Origin of the sequence: Rhizobium sp. BK376, assembly GCF_004341625.1 — a bacterium.
Classification (GTDB): domain Bacteria; phylum Pseudomonadota; class Alphaproteobacteria; order Rhizobiales; family Rhizobiaceae; genus Rhizobium.
In genome coordinates, this window is the sequence record NZ_SLZG01000006.1 from 1 (window position 1) to 17,996 (window position 17,996).

The 17,996-nt window shown below is 60.8% G+C and carries 14 protein-coding genes; 10 read left to right on the top strand and 4 right to left on the bottom strand.

All coding sequences use genetic code 11. The annotated features are described in order from the left end of the window. Nucleotides 1-183 precede the first annotated feature (183 nt). A complete protein-coding gene (locus EV561_RS16400; protein WP_132523346.1) occupies nucleotides 184-1,044 on the bottom strand; it encodes a MurR/RpiR family transcriptional regulator in 861 nt (286 codons plus the stop codon). Nucleotides 1,045-1,243: 199 nt separating this feature from the next. On the opposite strand from EV561_RS16400, the gene murA reads away from it, so the two are divergent. The 10 genes from murA to EV561_RS16450 all read left to right on the top strand — a co-directional run bounded on the left by murA (nucleotide 1,244) and on the right by EV561_RS16450 (nucleotide 13,630). Beyond that, nucleotides 1,244-2,500, top strand: coding sequence for a UDP-N-acetylglucosamine 1-carboxyvinyltransferase (murA, locus tag EV561_RS16405; RefSeq protein WP_132523348.1), 1,257 nt, complete (start codon nucleotides 1,244-1,246; stop codon nucleotides 2,498-2,500). Beyond that, complete coding sequence (locus EV561_RS16410) at nucleotides 2,497-3,387, top strand: N-acetylglucosamine kinase (RefSeq protein WP_132523350.1); 891 nt, start codon at nucleotides 2,497-2,499, stop codon at nucleotides 3,385-3,387. Before murA ends, EV561_RS16410 begins: the two co-directional genes overlap by 4 nt. A gap of 278 nt (nucleotides 3,388-3,665) precedes the next feature. After that, nucleotides 3,666-4,589, top strand: coding sequence for an N-acetylmuramic acid 6-phosphate etherase (murQ, locus tag EV561_RS16415; protein ID WP_132523352.1), 924 nt, complete (start codon nucleotides 3,666-3,668; stop codon nucleotides 4,587-4,589). Between the two features lie 78 nt (nucleotides 4,590-4,667). Then, nucleotides 4,668-6,191: an ABC transporter substrate-binding protein gene (locus EV561_RS16420; protein WP_132523354.1), complete on the top strand. Its 1,524-nt coding sequence runs from the start codon at nucleotides 4,668-4,670 to the stop codon at nucleotides 6,189-6,191. Nucleotides 6,192-6,236: 45 nt separating this feature from the next. Then, nucleotides 6,237-7,196, top strand: coding sequence for an ABC transporter permease (locus tag EV561_RS16425; RefSeq protein WP_132523356.1), 960 nt, complete (start codon nucleotides 6,237-6,239; stop codon nucleotides 7,194-7,196). Next, nucleotides 7,196-8,035, top strand: a complete 840-nt coding sequence (locus tag EV561_RS16430; protein ID WP_132523358.1) for an ABC transporter permease — start codon at nucleotides 7,196-7,198, stop codon at nucleotides 8,033-8,035. The genes EV561_RS16425 and EV561_RS16430 overlap by 1 nt, the downstream gene beginning before the upstream one ends. Further along, nucleotides 8,032-9,777 carry an ABC transporter ATP-binding protein gene (locus tag EV561_RS16435; RefSeq protein ID WP_132523360.1) on the top strand — a complete coding sequence of 582 codons (1,746 nt, stop codon included), beginning with the start codon at nucleotides 8,032-8,034 and terminating at the stop codon, nucleotides 9,775-9,777. Before EV561_RS16430 ends, EV561_RS16435 begins: the two co-directional genes overlap by 4 nt. A gap of 32 nt (nucleotides 9,778-9,809) precedes the next feature. Continuing rightward, nucleotides 9,810-10,847 carry a serine hydrolase gene (locus EV561_RS16440; protein WP_132523362.1) on the top strand — a complete coding sequence of 346 codons (1,038 nt, stop codon included), beginning with the start codon at nucleotides 9,810-9,812 and terminating at the stop codon, nucleotides 10,845-10,847. A 10-nt stretch (nucleotides 10,848-10,857) separates the two neighbouring features. Beyond that, nucleotides 10,858-11,973, top strand: a complete 1,116-nt coding sequence (locus EV561_RS16445) for an anhydro-N-acetylmuramic acid kinase (protein ID WP_132523364.1) — start codon at nucleotides 10,858-10,860, stop codon at nucleotides 11,971-11,973. Nucleotides 11,974-12,196: 223 nt separating this feature from the next. Then, entirely contained in the window at nucleotides 12,197-13,630 is a 1,434-nt protein-coding gene (locus EV561_RS16450) for a family 16 glycosylhydrolase (protein ID WP_132523366.1), read from the top strand. A gap of 48 nt (nucleotides 13,631-13,678) precedes the next feature. On the opposite strand, the gene EV561_RS16455 is transcribed toward EV561_RS16450, so the two are convergent. From EV561_RS16455 to EV561_RS16465, 3 genes are all read right to left on the bottom strand, one after another. Continuing rightward, nucleotides 13,679-14,989 (bottom strand): HlyD family type I secretion periplasmic adaptor subunit, encoded by a 1,311-nt coding sequence (locus tag EV561_RS16455; protein ID WP_132523368.1) that lies wholly within the window; start codon nucleotides 14,987-14,989, stop codon nucleotides 13,679-13,681. Continuing rightward, complete coding sequence (locus EV561_RS16460) at nucleotides 14,986-16,734, bottom strand: type I secretion system permease/ATPase (RefSeq protein ID WP_132523370.1); 1,749 nt, start codon at nucleotides 16,732-16,734, stop codon at nucleotides 14,986-14,988. The genes EV561_RS16455 and EV561_RS16460 overlap by 4 nt, the downstream gene beginning before the upstream one ends. A 403-nt stretch (nucleotides 16,735-17,137) precedes the next feature. Beyond that, nucleotides 17,138-17,947, bottom strand: a complete 810-nt coding sequence (locus EV561_RS16465; protein ID WP_132523372.1) for a PhnD/SsuA/transferrin family substrate-binding protein — start codon at nucleotides 17,945-17,947, stop codon at nucleotides 17,138-17,140. Between the last annotated feature and the right edge of the window lie 49 nt (nucleotides 17,948-17,996).

Genomic DNA, 17,996 nt, shown 5'->3' on the forward strand with positions numbered 1-17,996 from the left:
AGCGCGCCCAGATCGTCCGCCCGCACAGCCGCAAGCGAGCCGCCGAAGCGGCCGATGGGGGTTCGGATGTAGTCGCAAATGAAGGCTTCAGTCATTGCGCGGCCTCCCTGTCATGTTGATCTGTCGTCCTGACGGCCCTTTTCGTACGCGCATCGATATCGCGCAAGGGCCGGTCATGAAATATCAGGACAGTTGCTTGGCCTTGAGGACGGAGACGGCCATTTCGCTATTGTGAACATATTCATTGGCATCCGACTGTCTCTGCACCAGCAGGATGAACAGCAAATCCGTCAGCATGAGCTGGGCGTCGCGCGCGGTAATCGCCGAAGAGCGGACACGCTCCTCGTCACCGACAGTATAAAGACGAATGTCGGCGGCCCGCGCCAGCGGATTGTCGGAAAGACCCGTTACCGAAATCACCGTGGCGTTCCTCTGGCTTGCCAGCTCGGCAATGCGCAAGGTCTCGATGCTCGCGCCCGAATAGGAAAGTGCAAACAGAACGTCGCCCGATCCAAGCGTCGAGGCATTGGCCATCTGCACATGGCTATCGCTGTCATGGAGGACATTTCGGCCGAGCTTCATCAGCTTGTAGGAGAAGTCGCGGGCCACCAGCGAGGAGGCGCCGACGCCCGCGAGATGAATGCGACGCGCCTCGTTGAGCGTCGTGAGTGCTGCGTCGATGTCCTGCTCGTTGTTGACGGCGATCGTCTGCTGCATCGATTGCAGCTTGCTGCCGATCAGCTTCTGCAGGATCGTGAGATATCCGTCGCCCGCTTCGATCGTTCCGTGGATCATGCCGGCCGGCGCCTGCCATTCCTGCGCCTTGGCCTCGCTGACGGCGAGTTTCAGTTCCTGATAGCCCGCGTAACCAAGCTTCTGGCTGAACTTCACCACGCTCGACTGACTGCGGCCTGTTTCGGCCGCCAGAGCAGCGGACGAAAGCCGCAGCATCTGATCGGGGTTCTCGACAATGAACTGGCCGATCTGGCGATCCGCCGGCGCCATCACGTCGAGATTAGCACTGATCTTCTTCAGGATAGACATTCGCCCCTTCGCGATGCCGCTGCCGGTTTTGGCTTGATGATCGCGCAGTCACCATAACATCGGAACCGAAGCCGGCAAACCATGATCTGGAATAAAAAATTCCTCTCCTATTGACAGAAAGGAATGACCCAATAATCATTCCCTTCCGAGGAATCCCATCGGTGTTCCCTCTACCTTCCTCCTGGTGGAACTCATATTCATGGAAAGATTGCGGATCATCGGCGGAAAAAGCCTACAGGGTGCAGTGACGATTTCCGGCGCAAAGAATGCTGCCTTGCCGCAGATTGCGGCCGCCCTTCTCAGCCCCTACCCGGTGGAGCTGACCAATCTTCCGGCTGTCACCGATGTCGAAAACATGCTGGGTGTGGTGCGGCTTCACGGCGCCGACGTGACCGGATCCGCGCACAGCACGACGATCGATGCAAGCGCGATCGTATCGAAGGAAACGTCCTACGACACGGTGCGCAAGATGCGGGCCACCGTTCTGGTCCTGGCGCCGCTGCTTGCGCGCTTCGGCGAGGCGCGCGTCTCCTTGCCCGGAGGCTGTGCGATCGGCGCGCGACCTGTCGATATTCACATCAAGGCGCTCGCGAGCCTCGGCGCCGATATTGCGATAGAAAACGGCCTGATTGTCGCGTCGGCACCCTCCGGTCTCACCGGAACAAGGATCGTCCTGAGCTCGCCCTCGGTCGGCGCAACCGAAACCGCCATGATGGCCGCCACAACGGCAAAAGGCGAGACGGAAATCCTGAACGCCGCCCGAGAGCCTGAAGTAGCCGACCTTGCCGCCTGTCTTGTCGCGATGGGCGCCCGGATCGAGGGAGCAGGCACGCATCGGATTCTTATAGAGGGCAACACGACATGGCGACCCGCCAAACACCACGGAATCCCTGACCGGATCGAAGCCGGGACCTATGCAGTCGCGGCCGCGATCACGGGCGGCAGGCTGGAACTGATCAACGCTCGCCTCGACCATCTTGCCTCGGTCGTGCAGGTGCTGGAGACCGTTGGCGTCAGCCTGTGGCCGAGCGATCGCGGGCTGGTCGTCTCGCGGGATGGACCGCTGAAAGCGACGGATCTCACCACGGAACCCTATCCGGGCTTCCCCACCGATCTGCAGGCGCAATTCATGGCCCTCGCCTGCTGTGCCGACGGCGCCTCCCTGATCCGCGAAACGGTGTTCGAAAACCGCTTCATGCATGTTCCGGAACTGATGCGTCTCGGCGCCAATATCAAACTGCAGGGAACGACCGCACTTGTACGGGGCGGCAATGCCCTTAGGGGCGCCCAGGTCATGGCAACCGATCTGCGCGCTTCCGTGTCGCTCGTTCTGGCGGGACTGGTGTCGGAGGGCGAAACGATCGTCAACCGCGTCTACCATCTCGACCGCGGCTATGAACAGCTGGACCGCAAGCTGCGTCTCTGCGGCGCCGACATCGAGCGGCTGAGCCCATGAGCGAGGCACCCGATCGTCCGATATATTTTCTCGGCGTCGACGGCGGCGGAACGGGCTGTCGGGCCCGGATCGAGGATCACTCGGGTACCGTGTTAGGACAGGGCCTTTCCGGTCCGGCCACGACCCGGCTCGGGATTGAGGAGGCATGGGCTTCGATCGCAAGAGCCTTTAGTGCTGCTATCGAGGAGTCAGGGTTCGCCGATGGCGAGATCGCTCGCACGCATGTCGGCATCGGCCTTGCCGGCATCGGCCGCAAAGGTGCGCTGGAAGCATTGAAGGCGATTCCTCATCGTTTCGCCGGCATCGAATTTGTCAGCGATGGAATGGGGGCCTGCCTCGGCGCCCATTCGGGCAAGGACGGCGCGATCGTCATTGCCGGAACAGGCTCGATCGGTCTCGGCTTCGTGGATGGACATGATCTGCGCGTCGGCGGCTATGGCTTTCCCATCTCCGATGACGGAAGCGGCGCCGAACTCGGACTGAAGGCGGTGCAGGCGGCGTTGCGCGCCCATGACGGTCGCCAGGAATGCACGGCCTTGCTGGCAGAGATCATGCAGCGGTTCCAGAACGATCCGATGGAGGCAGTCGCATGGATGGATCGGTCGTCGGCGACCGACTATGCCGCACTCGCGCCGATGGTGATGCGCCATGCCGACCAGGGCGACGCCGCGGCCCGCCGCATCGTCCAAGGTGCCGCCGAGCATATCGACACTCTGGTCCGCGCTCTTTTCGACAAGGGCGCGCCGCGCGTGTCGCTTCTCGGAGGACTGGCCAGTCCACTGGAGCCATGGCTTTCCCCTGATGTCCGCCGTCGCTTGAAGCCCGCAGACGGCGACGCCGTGTCGGGCGCAATCATACTTGCCAGGAAATCACAGCCAGCTTCCTAGTCGGTCGAGGTAAGGCTTTCATCGTCGCCGATTTGGAATATATTATTCCTTTTCGTGTTGACATAAGGAATAGACGATCCTAAGACTTTAACGAAAGGGAAATGGGAGAGGAGCAGAGGCGGACGGCCAGCGACGGTGACGTCGCAGGGCGGGATAAAGCATCAGCCGTGATCTCGTAAATCGCCGGATCGGCGCCAATTTATTGTGAGCGGACAAGTGCTTGCGTGCCTCGCTTTACAATCTTCATTTGTCCAAGATGACAATTCGAGAACAGGTCGATGACTGAGCAAAGGTTGATATCCGAGTTGGAAAAGCTGGTTTCGGAAGGCCGGAACCCCAATACGATGCATATCGACCTATTGCCGACATTCGACATCCTGCGCGAGATCAACTACGAGGATCGCGGCGTCCCTGTAGCCGTCGAAAAGGTCATTCCAGAAATTGCCGCCGTCGTCGACGAGATCGTGAACGCCTTCCAGAAAGGCGGCAGGCTTGTCTATATGGGTGCCGGCACCAGCGGTCGGCTTGGCGTCCTGGATGCCTCGGAATGCCCGCCGACCTTCAGCGTACCGGATACGATGGTCGTTGGCCTCATTGCAGGCGGCCCGGACGCGCTGCGGCGCTCGATCGAAGGGGCGGAAGACGATCCGGCGCTTGGCAAACAGGCGCTTGAAGAGATAAATCTGACCAACAAGGACGTGGTCGTCGGCATCGCCGTTAGCGGCCGCACGCCCTATGTGATCGGCGGATTGAACTATGCCAGGAGCGTCGGCGCAAAGACGGTGGCACTCTCTTGCAATCCCAACTCGGTCATAGCCGGCATTGCGGATCTTGCCATTTCTCCGGTCGTCGGCCCTGAAATTTTGACCGGCTCGACGCGGCTGAAGTCCGGCACGGCGCAGAAGCTCATTTTGAACATGCTGACGACGGCCAGCATGATCCGCATCGGCAAGAGCTACCAGAACCTGATGGTCGACGTGAATGCGAGCAACCAGAAGCTCGTCGCCCGCGCCTCAAGGATTGTCATGCAGGCGACCGGCTGCACGCCTGCGGAAGCGCGGCGTGTTCTCGACCTGACAGGCAATGACGTGAAACTTGCCATTTTCATCGAAATAACCGGCGCAGGCATTGAAGAAGCGCGCGACGCATTGCAAAACGCTGGAGGATTCCTGCGAAAGGCGATCAGCGCCAAGATCGTTTAAGCTGTTCGGGCATTCGTCAACATAGACATAAGCGGCAGCATAGCCGCAGGATCAACGAAGGTGCAGAGGGTGAGAAAAATGAGAAGGCATTTCGCAGGTAAGATGATGTCGTGCATCGCGCTGGCAGCGCTGATGGGTGTCGCAACCGTGTCTACCCCCGCAGCCGCCGCAACGCTGCGCCTGGCCTGGTCGCAGGATGCAACGGGCCTCGACCCGCACAAGCAGACTGCCTTTTCCTCGCTGAGATTGCTCGAACTCATCTATGAACCGCTCGTCAGGCTCGACAGCAATCTGCAGATCGCTCCGGCCATCGCGCAGTCCTGGGATTTCTCCGCCGAGGGAAAGGACCTGACCTTCAAGCTTGACCCGAAGGCCAAGTTTCAGAACGGCGCTGCGGTAACGTCTGCCGACGTGAAGGCTTCCTTCCAGCGCATTCTCGACCAGGCGACAGGGGCAGCGGCGCGCGCCAACTTCCTGTCGATATCAAGCATTGATACGCCCGATCCGACGACCGTCGTCTTCCATCTGTCTCAGCCCGACGTCCCGATCCTGACCGCCATGTCCAATATCAACGCGGCCATCGTTCCGGCGGCTGATATCACGGCCGGCACGATCGGTACCAAGGCGATCGGCTCCGGTCCCTTCAAGCTCGACAGCTGGGTTCCGAATTCCAAGGAAGTACTGTCCGCCAACAAGGATTGGGCCGGTGGCGCAGTCGGCGTCGATGGCATCAACGTCAGCGTTCTGCCGGATGAAACCGCGATCCTGGCTGCAATGCGCACCAAGCAGGTCGACTTCGCGCTTCTGAACGACCCGCTGGTTGCCACGCTCGTTCCCAAGGAACCGAGCCTGGTGCTGACGCGCACACCCGTTCTTTCCTACAATGTCCTGCAGCTCAATCCTGCCCATAAACCGATGGACACGCTCGCTGTACGCCAGGCGATCTCCTGCGCCATCGACCGCCAGGACGTACTCGACACGGCAGCACTCGGGGAAGGCAAGGTGACCGGGCCGCTCACCATGCCTGCCTATGCTGCCGATCCGAGCCAGCTTTTCTGCTACAAGCGCGACGTTGAAAAGGCCAAGAAGCTCATGTCGGATGCCGGCTTCGCCAACGGCTTTTCCGCAACCGTCATCGCCGCAACCGGCGAGCCGCCGACTGCCGCTTCCGAAGCACAGGTCATCCAGGCGCAACTCGCCGAAATCGGCATCAAGCTCGATATCAAGCTGATGGAATTGAATGTCTATGTCGACGCCTGGCTGAAGGGCAATTTCGACATGGCTGTTGCGCTCAACGGCGGCAGTGCTGATCCCTACACGATGTACAACCGCTACTGGACGAAGAACGGCAACCTGCAGAAGGTCGCGAACTATACCGACGATACGCTCGACAGCCTGCTGCAGAAGGGCCGCGCTGAAACCGACCCCGCCAAGCGCAAGGCGATCTTTGCCGACTTCGAAAAGCACATTGCCGAAGTGTCCCCCTGGGTCTGGCTCTACACGTCCTATGGCTACACCGCCGCCCAGAAGAACATCGAAGGCTTCGTGCCGTCTCCGACGGGTTCTCTCTTCGGCCTCAGCAAGGTCTCCATCAAGTCCTGATCCGATCAGGGCTCGAGTGCGAACGGTCGCGAGGTTTATGGTCCCATGAATTATCTGGCCCGCCGGTTGGCGACCTTTCCGCTGGTCATGATTGGGGTTTCGATCCTCGTATTCGTTGCGATCCGCCTTGTGCCGGGCGACGCCATCACGGCGATGCTCGGCACGGAGGCCGGTCTTCTGACGCCGGAGCAGCGGGCGTCGCTGGCCGCCTATTTCGGCATCGACCAATCCTGGTTCATCCAGTACTGGCGCTGGCTGCTCGGCGTGCTTCAGGGCAATCTCGGCATTTCCGTCACCTACGGAAAGCCGGTGCTGGGGGTCATCATCGAGCGTTTTCCGCTGACGCTTGAGCTGGCGCTGCTTTCGATGATCATCGCCCTGTTGGTCGGGCTTCCCGCCGGCGTGTTTGCGGCCACTCACAAGGAAAAATTCTCCGATCTCGGCGTCCGGGTCATCGCGATGATCGGTCAGTCGACCCCGAATTTCGTGTTGGGATTGCTGATCATCTATGCGCTTTCAGCCGGCTTCGGTGTACTGCCGACCATGGGGGCGTTCACGCCGCCCTGGGAAGACCCGATCGGCAATCTCGGGCAGATGATCTTGCCTGCCATCACCCTTGGCTTTGCTTTCGCCGCATCGGTAACGCGGATTTCGCGCTCCGCCATGCTCGATGTGCTGAGCGACGACTATGTCAGGACCGCACGCAGCCGTGGCGTTCCGGCGCGCGGCGTCATCTGGCGGCACGCGCTGCCGAATGCGCTGATCCCGGTCGTCACCTTGAGCGGCGTCGAGTTCGGATATCTCCTCGGCGGGGCGGTGCTGGTCGAGCAGATCTATGCGCTTCCGGGCCTCGGACGCCTCGTGCTCGATGCCATCCTGCAGCGCGACTATGCGCTGGTTCAGGGCTGTGTCCTCTTCATCGCCTTCAATTTCATGGTCATCAACCTCCTCGTCGACCTTGCCTATGTCGCGCTCGACCCGCGTGTCCGCTTGGGGGAAGGCTGATGCGTATCCTTCGTGCAATCCTTAGCCATATGAGCGGCAGGATCGGCGGTGTGATCGTCCTGATCTATCTCGTCGTCGCCATCCTCGGGATGCTCGGTGTGACGCCCCATAATCCACTGACGCAGAACCGGATCGACCGCCTGCATGCGCCGAGCGTGGTCTACTGGATGGGCACCGACCTCTTCGGCCGCGATGTGGCAAGCCGCCTGATGCAGGGGATCGGCCAGTCCTTCACGATTGCCTTCCTCTCCGTTGCCCTCGCAAGCCTGATCGGCACCATACTTGGGCTGACTGCCGCCTGGTTCGGCAAGCGCTGGGATGGCATCATCATGCGCCTCATGGACGTGCTGCTTGCCTTCCCGGCTATCCTTCTTGCCCTGCTCATCATTGCGATCGTCGGCCCGGGAACCTGGACCAGCGTTACCGCCATCGCCATCGTCTATACGCCGATCTTCACCCGCGTCGTCCGTGGCCCGGCCCTGTCACTTAAGGCCCGCGATTTCGTCGATGCCGCCCGCACCTTCGGCAGCAGGAAACGCTATATCCTGACGCGGCATCTCCTTCTCAATCTGGTCGCGCCGCTGACCGTGCAGGTCACGCTTGCGCTTGCATGGTCGCTGCTCACGGAGGCAGGCCTCAGTTTCCTCGGTCTCGGCACGCAACCGCCAGCCGCCTCGCTCGGGCTGATGCTCAGCGACAGCCGCAACCTGATGGAGACCGCACCCTGGCTGCTGATCTTCCCCGGCGTGGCGATCATGATCAGCATTTTGGGCTTCAACCTGCTGGGCGATGCGTTGCGCGATATTCTCGACCCCAAAATGCGGAGGACGGCATCGTGAACCCGCTCCTTTCCGTTTCCGACCTGCGCGTTGGCTTCGGCCGCAATCCTGAAGCGAACGAGATCGTGCGCGGCGTGAGCTTCGATCTCGCGGGAGGCGAGACGCTGGCCATCGTCGGTGAATCCGGCTCCGGCAAATCGGTCACTGCTCTTTCCATCAACCGCCTGGTCGACTTCAATGGCGGCCGCATCATCGGCGGATCGATCAAGCTGAAGCGCTCCGACAATAGCCTTCTCGATCTGACGACGGCGAGCGAACCACAGCTCGAGAAAATCCGCGGCGCCGAGATCGGCATGATCTTTCAGGAGCCGATGACATCGCTCAATCCCGTGCTGACCATCGGCCGGCAGATCGAGGAATCCTTCCGGCTGCATCGCGGACTGAGCGGCCGCCAGGCAACAGCGGCAGCCAAGGATGCGCTGGACCGCGTGCGGATTCCGGATGCGGCGCGCAGGCTGAAATATTGCCCCAACCAGCTCTCCGGCGGCATGCTGCAACGGGTGATGATCGCAACCGCGCTTGCCTGCAATCCGCGTCTTCTGATCGCCGATGAGCCGACGACGGCGCTCGACGTCACGGTCCAGGCGCAGATCATGGCACTGCTTGCCGAGCTGAAGCGCGAGACCGACATGTCGATGATCTTCATCACCCACGATATCGGCCTGGTTGCGGGGATCGCCGACAAGGTCATGGTCATGCAGGGCGGCACAGCGGTCGAGCAGGGCGAATTGAACCAGGTGCTGGATCACCCAAACCATCCCTATACCCAACATCTCCTGCATTCCGTTCCGCATTTCGCGGCCGGACGTGCGACACGGGAAGACTTCAAACGTGATGAGACAAAGATCGTCGCCCCGGCCCTTGCGGTCGACGGCCTGACCGTTCGTTTCCCGGTGTCCTCGGGTCTGTTCAGAAGACAGGCAGGGCAGGTTCATGCCGTCGAGAATGTGTGCTTCGACCTTGTGCCCGGCGAAACGCTTGCCATCGTCGGCGAGAGCGGTTCCGGCAAATCGACGACCGCGCGCGCTATCCTTGGGCTGGTCAAATCCACGCGGGGCAAATTTTCCGCCCATGCCGAAAGGGCATCCCGAACGGGTCAGCGTCCGGTACAGATGGTTTTCCAGAACCCCTATGCATCGCTCAATCCTAGGCTTCGCGTCGACGGCATTTTGGCCGAGCCCGTGATCGCCGCAGGTGAACGCCTTTCGACCAAGACGCGGGAGCGCATGGCCATGCTTCTGAAGCGCGTCGGCCTGCCGGAAAACAGCCTTGAGCGATATCCGCACGAATTTTCGGGCGGCCAGCGCCAGCGGCTTTGCATTGCCCGCGCGCTCATGCTCAATCCGTCCGTGCTTGTGCTGGATGAGGCAGTATCCGCGCTTGACGTGTCGGTGCAGGCCAAGGTTCTCGAACTGCTGATCGACCTGCAGCGCGAATATCGGCTTGCCTACCTCTTCATATCGCATGACATGGCTGTGGTGGAACGCATTGCCCATCGGATCGCCGTGATCTATTCAGGCGAGATCGTCGAAATCGGCGATGCGGCATCGGTGCTCTCGGAGCCAAAGCACTCCTACACGAAGAGGCTGATTTCCGCCGTGCCGACCATCGATCGCCGCAATGAGAACTTCACCTTGGATACGCGGCAGGTTCCCTCGCTGGTGCGCCCGATCGGCTTTGAACCCGCTCCAGCGGACTGGAAGCAATTCGGAGCGGACCACATGGCGCAGGCCGAAGGCTGAGGCCAGCCAATCGGGGGAGAGGAAGGAAGGCCATGGGCACAGTCGATCAAACCGAATACGAAGCCGATGCCGATCTCATCAAGCTCTTCGACCGGGCCTTTGAACCTTTGGAGGCAGCCATTGCCGCCTCGCGTATTCCCGGCGGCGTGCTTGGAATTGTCGATCTGAAGCGCGGACGCCTCATCCGCGCCGTCGGCTCCGCGCAAATCGTTCCCATCAGAAGGCCGATGCAGACCGACACCTGGTTCGACCTCGCATCCCTGACCAAGGTCATCTTCACGACGCCGCGTATTCTGGCGCTGGCTGAAGCCGGCATCATCGACCTGGATGCACCGCTTGTCTCGGTCCTACCGGATCTGCGCCAATATGATCCGAACGCCTGGGAACGGAGAGTGACATTCCGCCAGTGCCTCGGTCATCAGACGCCGTTTCCGGCAGTCGAGCCGATCTATACCTACGGCCAGGATCCGGATTTGCTGCGGGCCTTCATCCTGCAGCGGGAATGGCGGGCCGGGCCGCCGGTTTACTCCGACATCAATTTTATCCTGCTTGGTTTTGCGCTGGAGAGGCTGGAGCAAAAGACCTTTCGGGAGCTGGATCCCGGCGCGGGCTTCGCCTTCTCCGCGGCCCCGGAAATGTCCGCGGCAACAGAGGATTGTACCTGGCGTCACCGCGTTCTCTGCGGCGAAGTGCACGACGACAATTGCTCGGCGCTGCGCGGATCCGGCCATGCCGGATTGTTCGGCACGGCGGCATCCGTCCTTGATTTTGCGGAGGGACTGCTCAACTGCACCGGGGCCTCGAAGCAGTCCATCGCGCTGATGCGAACGCCTCTGTCGTCGACACGCACGCATGGCTGGGAGCGCCCTTACGAAAACTGGTCCGGCGGAGATCTCTGCTCGCTCGAAACCATCGGCCATACCGGCTTTACCGGCACCGGCCTCTGGGTGGATTTCGCCAAGGGCAGAGCCTGGACATTGCTGACCAACCGTATCCATCCGACCCGTCATTTCGACAGCGGCATCCTGCCGCTTCGTCAGGCGGTCGGCAATCGCATCAACGAATCCTAGGAGCTTGATCATGGAACCAATCTGGGCCGTCGGCCTGATGACCGGCACCGTTCTCGACGGCAATATCGATGTCGCCCTGATCAAGACGGATGGCGAGCGCATCGAAAGCTTTGGCCCCTATGCCCTGATGCCCTACGAGCAATCTGTTAGGACCCTGCTGGAGAAGACGCTGGCAGAAGCAAGGACTTGGAATTTCAATGGACCCGAGCCCTCAATCTTCCGCGAAGCCGAGGAAGCTTTAAGCCGAGCCCAATCCGCCGCCGTCAGGGAATTCGTCGAAGCAAACGGCATGACCATGGCGGATATCGGCATCGTCGGCTTTCACGGTCAGACCGTGCTGCACCGCGCACCCCAGAAGGATCGGCTCGGACAGACACGCCAGCTTGGTGACGGTGAATTGATGAGCTCACTTCTCGGCACCAAGGTCGCCTATGACTTCCGCTCGGCCGACATGCGGGCCGGCGGTCAGGGCGCACCGCTCTCCGCCGCCTATCATGCGGCACTCCTTCACCAGGCCGATGCCAGCGGCGACAGCGCAATCCTCAACCTCGGCGGCGTTGCCAACATCACCTGGTGGGACGGCGGCGAGAATTTCGTTGCCTTCGATACCGGCCCGGCAAACGCGCCACTGAACGACTTCGTCAAATCCCTCGGCCTCGGCGATATGGACTATGACGGCGCGCTCGGGCGGGCGGGCAAGGTCGACGAGGCGCGGTTGTCCAAGCTGCTTGAGCACCCCTATCTCAGCGCACCCTATCCGAAGTCGCTGGACCGTTTCGATTTTACCGCTTCGATGGCCGACGGCCTCGGCGCCGAGGATGGGGCAGCGCTGCTTTCCGCCTTCACGGCCTCGGCGGTCGGCAAGGCGCTCGATCTGCTGCCCCGCCGCCCGAAGAAGCTCGTCGTCAGCGGTGGCGGTCGCCATAACCCGACGATCATGGCGATGCTGGCCGAACGCGCCGGTGTGGAAACCACCTTGGCGGAAACGCTCGGCTGGCGCGGCGACGCCGTCGAGGCGGAATGCTTTGCCTATCTTGCGGTTCGCGTTCTGAGAGGCCTGCCGATCAGCTTCCCGGCAACCACGGGCGTGCCGGCGCCGATGCAAGGCGGCCGCCTCGCTGGCTAGCGGCGAGTGCCGATCTGGCTCATTCCGAACAATTCCGCGCGAAATTGGGACATGCCGGGCGGCATGCCGCCAAAAGATGCGCCGAAATTTTTACGCTAGCGGCAGTCGTGACCGGATCAAGCTGCAAATCGGCGAACCATAGCTGATGGATCATGTTGGTCGGATGCTACCGTACCTTTGGAGGAACGTACGGGAGGTATCTGATGCAACAGAGGAAGTGTAAATGACCCAAACGATTTTAAACGCCTTGGGCGAGCCACTTTATTATAGCGGAACCTCAACGGCCTGGTTTTCCGCAACCGGATCCGGTGCGCAGCTTTACGGAACCGCCGGTAACGACTCCATGTGGGGCGACAGTTCGGTCAACGTCACGATGATCGGCGGCACCGGAGATGACATCTATTATCTCTATTCCGATATCAACCATGCCTCTGAGGCAGCTAATGGCGGTGTCGACACGATCAACACTTGGATGGACTATACGTTGCCGGCCAATTTCGAAAACCTTGTTGTAACCGGCGATAACAGGCACGCATTCGGCAACGCCGAAGACAACATCATTACCGGCGGGACTGGCAGCCAGACTATCGACGGCGGCGCCGGCAATGACGTTCTGACCGGCGGCGGAGGCGCCGACACTTTCATCTTCACCAAGGGCAACGGAAGCGATCTGATCACGGATTTCGGCGCTGACGATACGGTCCGGTTGAACCAATACGGCTTCAGCTCATTCGACCAGCTGGCCAGCCATCTTACCCAGCAGGGCGCAAATCTGCACCTCGACCTTGGTGGCGGCGAAAGCCTTGTCTTCGCCAACAAGACCGCGGCAGACCTGCATGCCAATCAGTTCGATCTCAGCATCGATCTTTCCCATCTGACGCCAACCTTTTCTGATGATTTCAACACGCTGTCGCTGAGGAACGGCTCCACCGGCACGTGGGATCCGAAATTCTTCTGGGCGCCCGACAAGGGGAGCACGCTCAACGTCGGCGAACTGGAATGGTACGTCAATCCATCCTATGCCCCGACGGCCTCGGCAAATCCGTTCTCCGTCGAAAACGGCGTACTGACCATATCGGCGAAGCCGACGACGGACCCGATGAAATGGGCGCTGGACGGCCATGAATATACGTCCGGCTTGCTGACGACGCACTCCACCTTCTCCCAGACTTATGGCTACTTTGAAATGCGCGCCGACATGCCGGAAAACCAGGGCGCATGGCCGGCTTTCTGGCTGCTGCCGGAAGACGGTTCCTGGCCGCCGGAATTGGACGTGGTGGAAATGCGTGGGCAGGATCCAACGACGGTCAATGTGACGGCTCATACGAACGAGACCGGGCAGCACACGATGGAATCGACAGCGGTCAAGGTTCCGAGCACGGCCGGTTTTCACAATTACGGTGTGCTCTGGGATGCGGACCAGATCGTCTGGTATTTCGACGACGTTGCCGTTGCCCATGCAGCCACCCCCGCAGACATGCACAAGCCCATGTATATGCTTGTCAATCTCGCGGTCGGCGGTCCGGCGGGCGACCCGGGGGATGGCATGAAGGACGGGGCACAGATGAAGATCGACTACATCCATGCCTATTCGCTTGACGACCCGACTGTCAGCGCACTTGCGAATACGACGCATACGTCGGACTGGCACATCTAGCGCCAAAACAAGCGGTGTGGCGGCATAGGCCGCCACACCGTTCTTCGTTCATTCCTCGCGAAACGCCCTGTGCATCTGATCGGTCAAAGGCTTCGTGAGATATGCCATTACGGTTCGCCGACCCGTTTGCAAAAACGCCTCGATCGGCATGCCCGGAACCGGCGTCAGCTTTCCAAGGCGGCTCCATTCCGAGACGGGGATTTCGGCGCGAACGATATAGTAGCTCTGGCCCGAATGTTGGTCGGTCGTGAGATCGGCCGAAACCTCGCTGACGCGTGCGTTAAGCTCAGGTGTCGCACGCTGGTTGAACACGGAAAGCCTCAGGATGACAGGCTGGCCGACCGCGACCTGATCGATATCCCGCGGCGAGAGTTTCAGTTCTGCTACGAGCGCATCCTTGTCCGGAACGATCCGCAAGATCGTTTCCCCCGGCCCGACCACGGCGCCAGCGGAATGGACGGTCAAGTGATCGACGATACCGGCCTGCGGTGCACGTATGTCGATGCGCTTCAGGTCATCCTCTGCAGCCGTCAGCCGCTCAAGGAATTGCCCCTCGTCGCTTTGCGCCTGCCGGAGCTGATCTGAGACCTCGCTGCCGTGATCGTCGTCGACCTGGATGATCTGAAGCTCGGTCTCCGTTATTTTTCCGTGCGCCTGCGCGATTTCGGAGACGAGCGTGCCGAGTTCTCCCGTCACGCTCGCACTCTCCCTTTGCAGCGCATATACCTTCGTCGCCGCAACGCTGCCCTGATCGGACAGGCGCTGGAGGCTCGCCAACTCCTTGTTGACAAGATCGACTTCGATCTGCTTGCCCTTTTGCTGCGCGATTAGCCCATCGATTTCCTGGTTCAGCTGGCCGATCCTTTCGTGCAGTTGGGCCTTGCGCCCTTGTTGCGACGCCATCCGGTCGTTGAACAGGCGCTGCTCACCGGCCATCATGCTCGCAACCTCGGACTCTCCAGCCTTGGCAAGCAGCGCGGCGGGAAAGGTGATCGTCTCCTTGCCGTCGCGTTCTGCGACCAGCCGCGCCGTTCTGGCAGCCAGTTCGTTCAGTCGCTTGCGCACGATCGCAAGGCTCGTCCGGGTCTGGGTATCGTCGAGATGGATCAGGATCTGGCCGACATCCACATGATCGCCGTTGCCGACATTGATTGTGCTGACGATGCCCCCCTTGAGGTGTTGAACGGGTTTTACATAGCTGCTGACGACGAGCGTGCCTGACGCAATGACTGCGCCCGAAATCCGGACCGTCGCGGCAAGCCCGCCCATCACTCCGAAAAGAAGCAGCACTGTCGCAAGAGCAAGCATTGAGAGGCGGCGAATGGCTCGTTCCGAGGCCGAGATTGGTGCGAAAATCATGCGCTTGGCTCCTCTCCGGCAACAAGTAGACGGATAGGTCCGGGCATCAGCGATGGCCTCGTTGTATTTCTGAGAACGGCGTCCTTAGGTCCGAACGCCTGCATCTGCCCGTCAGTCATGACCAGCACCTTGTCGGCCGCGGCAAGGGCGCTGGGCCGATGGGCGACGACGATGGCGATGCCGCCGCGGGCGCGCACGCCAAGCAAGGCCGATGTCAAGGCCGCCTCGCCATCGGCATCCAGGTTAGAATTCGGCTCATCGAGCACGACAAGAAAGGGATCGCCGTAGAGTGCCCGGGCAAGCGCGATGCGCTGCCGCTGGCCGGCGGAAAGCCGGGCGCCGCCCTCTCCGATCAGCGTATCGAAGCCGTCGCTCAACTGCACGACCATTTCATATATGCCGGCGGACTTCGCGGCCGATATGATCGCCTCAGACGTCGCCTGCTCGTCGAAACGGGAGATGTTTTCCGCAATGGAGCCCTCGAACAGGCCGACGTCCTGCGGAAGATAGCCGACATGCCGACCGATATCCGACCGCTTCCATTGCGACAGAGCAGCCTGATCAAGGCGGACCGTTCCGATAACAGTGGGCCATAACCCGACAACAGCCCTGACAAGGGACGATTTGCCCGAGGCGCTTGGGCCGATGACGCCGAGCACTGTTCCGGCCGATACCTTGAAGGAAACGTTGCGAACGATCAATTCGCGGCTGCCCGGCGAAGCGATACTGACATGTTCAAGCGTCAGTTCCCTAGTCGGGTTCGGCAACGCAATGCCCCGATGCTCTGTCGGCATCTGCTCCAGCAGTTTGCGAAGGCGTGTCCAGCTCTGCCGGGCGGAGACGAAGGCGCGCCACTGGCCGATCGCGAGCTCGACCGGAGCAAGGGCCCGGCTCACCAGGATCGAGCTTGCGATCATGATGCCACCGGTTGCTTCCTGCCTGATGACCAGTATTGCCCCGACACCGAGTACGGTCGACTGAAGCATCATCCGCAGAATTTTCGATGCGATGGCGAGGCTGCCGACAACGTTTCCGGCGGAGAGTTGGCTTCTGCGATAATTCCCGCTCATGGCATTCCACTTGCCCACCAGCCGGCCACTGAAACCCATCGCGACAACCGCCTCCCAGTTGCGGCGCGCACTTTCGGCAAAGGCAAGGCGCTCTGTCGAAAGTCGGGCGGATTCGAGATTGGGGCGCTGCGACAGCACCTCGGCAAGAACCGTCAAAACAATGAGAACGACAGTTCCCGCGAGCGCCGCAAAGCCGATCCAGAAATGAAACAGGAAACACAGAACCAGATAGAGCGGAATCCAGGGCAGGTCGAATAGAGCCGTTGGGCCGACCCCGGAAAGGAACGACCGCACCTGATCAAGGTCGCGGACGGGCTGCAGCCCACTCCCCCCATTCTGCGTCCACGTCGCCGGAAAGATGAGGGAGTCGAAGACACTTCCGCTCAATCGCTCGTCCAGGGACATACCGATCCGCGAAAGCAGCATAGTGCGCAATAGTTCCAGCACGCCCTGAAATGCAAAAAGCGTGGCAGCGATGATTGCCAACCCGGCAAGCGTCGGAAGGCTGCGGCCGGGAATAACCCGGTCGTAGACCTGTAGCATGAAGAAGGAGCCTGTTAGCGCCAGCACATTTATGGCGGCGCTGGCGGCAGCGAGACTGAGGCAGGCTTGCCGAAGTGAAGAGAGAACGGCGGCAAAGAAAGTGGAAGGCAGTCTTCTTGAAGAAGCAATCACGCAGCTTCAATCCTTTTTTTGTCAGCCTCGTGCCGGCAAGCTATTGTAATCTCGGCACGAGTGCGGCGGTCTCTATCACGCCGGTCGCTTAGAAAACGAACACGAGACGTGACGCTAGGTCGAGGCGGCGATGCCGCCGGCGGAGTCGGTTCGTCAGGCTTCGCACTTTGGACGGCGCGGCCTCGCAAATAGTTTCCACGTCTTAGCAAGTTAAGAAAGTCACAAAAATTGCGATTGAACTCGGCCTTAACGCTTCGCCAAAAATCGCGATCGATGTCTCAAATTGATACAGGTTCCGCCTTAGCGGCCGTCCGGCTGGCTAAGGTCGACCAAGTTTGGAGCATGCTGCCCACTATCGGATCATGACGATCTGCCGTTGAGCGTCAGCCGACGACGTCAGAAATCACGCGACAGCCGGATAATTCAGGCGATCGGCTTCGCGTTCGAATTCCGCAAGAGGCTCATAGTCGGCATCGGAAAGAACGGCGAACTCTGTGAGCGAAAGCGTGGCGCGGGTTTCTGCAAGCGCCGGATCGGTGACCGCCTTTTCGAGCACGCGCCTCAGGCCGGCGACTTCCTCGTCGGAGGCGTTCGCCCGGGTAATCAAGGGCAGTCCCGGCCCCCTGGCGGTCTGCGAGAGCACGCGGATGCCGGAAAGCGCCTGCGGATCGAAACGCTGAACATTGCCATATGTGATGCAGTCGATGGCGGCCACGTCCGCCTCGCCTGTCCTCACGGCATCGATGCTGCTGCGATGGCCGCCGGTCGCGATGACTGAGGAGAGAAACGGTCGCCCCCCGGCAATCGGCGCGATTGCAGCACGAAATAGATTGGCACCGGAATTGCTGCCCGGATCATTGATCGCTGCCCTGGCGCCGCGCAAATCCTCCAGTGAACGCACCTCGGAGCCGCTGCGCACAATGATAAAACTGCACATGTTCGGCCCGTCGCAGCCGGCATGCGAATAGGCCGGCGTTGCCACGAGACGCACCTTACCGCGCAGATGCCTTACATAGGGATAGCCGCAGGTTTGGGCGAGCAGTAGGTCTGGATGGAGCCACGCTTCGTTATAGGGCAACTCCGCATCCAGTGCCTCTGGCACATCCGCAAAACCTTCCTGCCGCAGACCGTCACGGAGGAAATTCCATAGGGCATTGGTGGCAGCGGCAACAGGCGGAGAGGTTGTGTACATGGCAAGGCTTGCGAGACGCATTCAGGCTCTTTCACGTTCCGGCAGAGACGCTTGAAGTCGATATCTAACC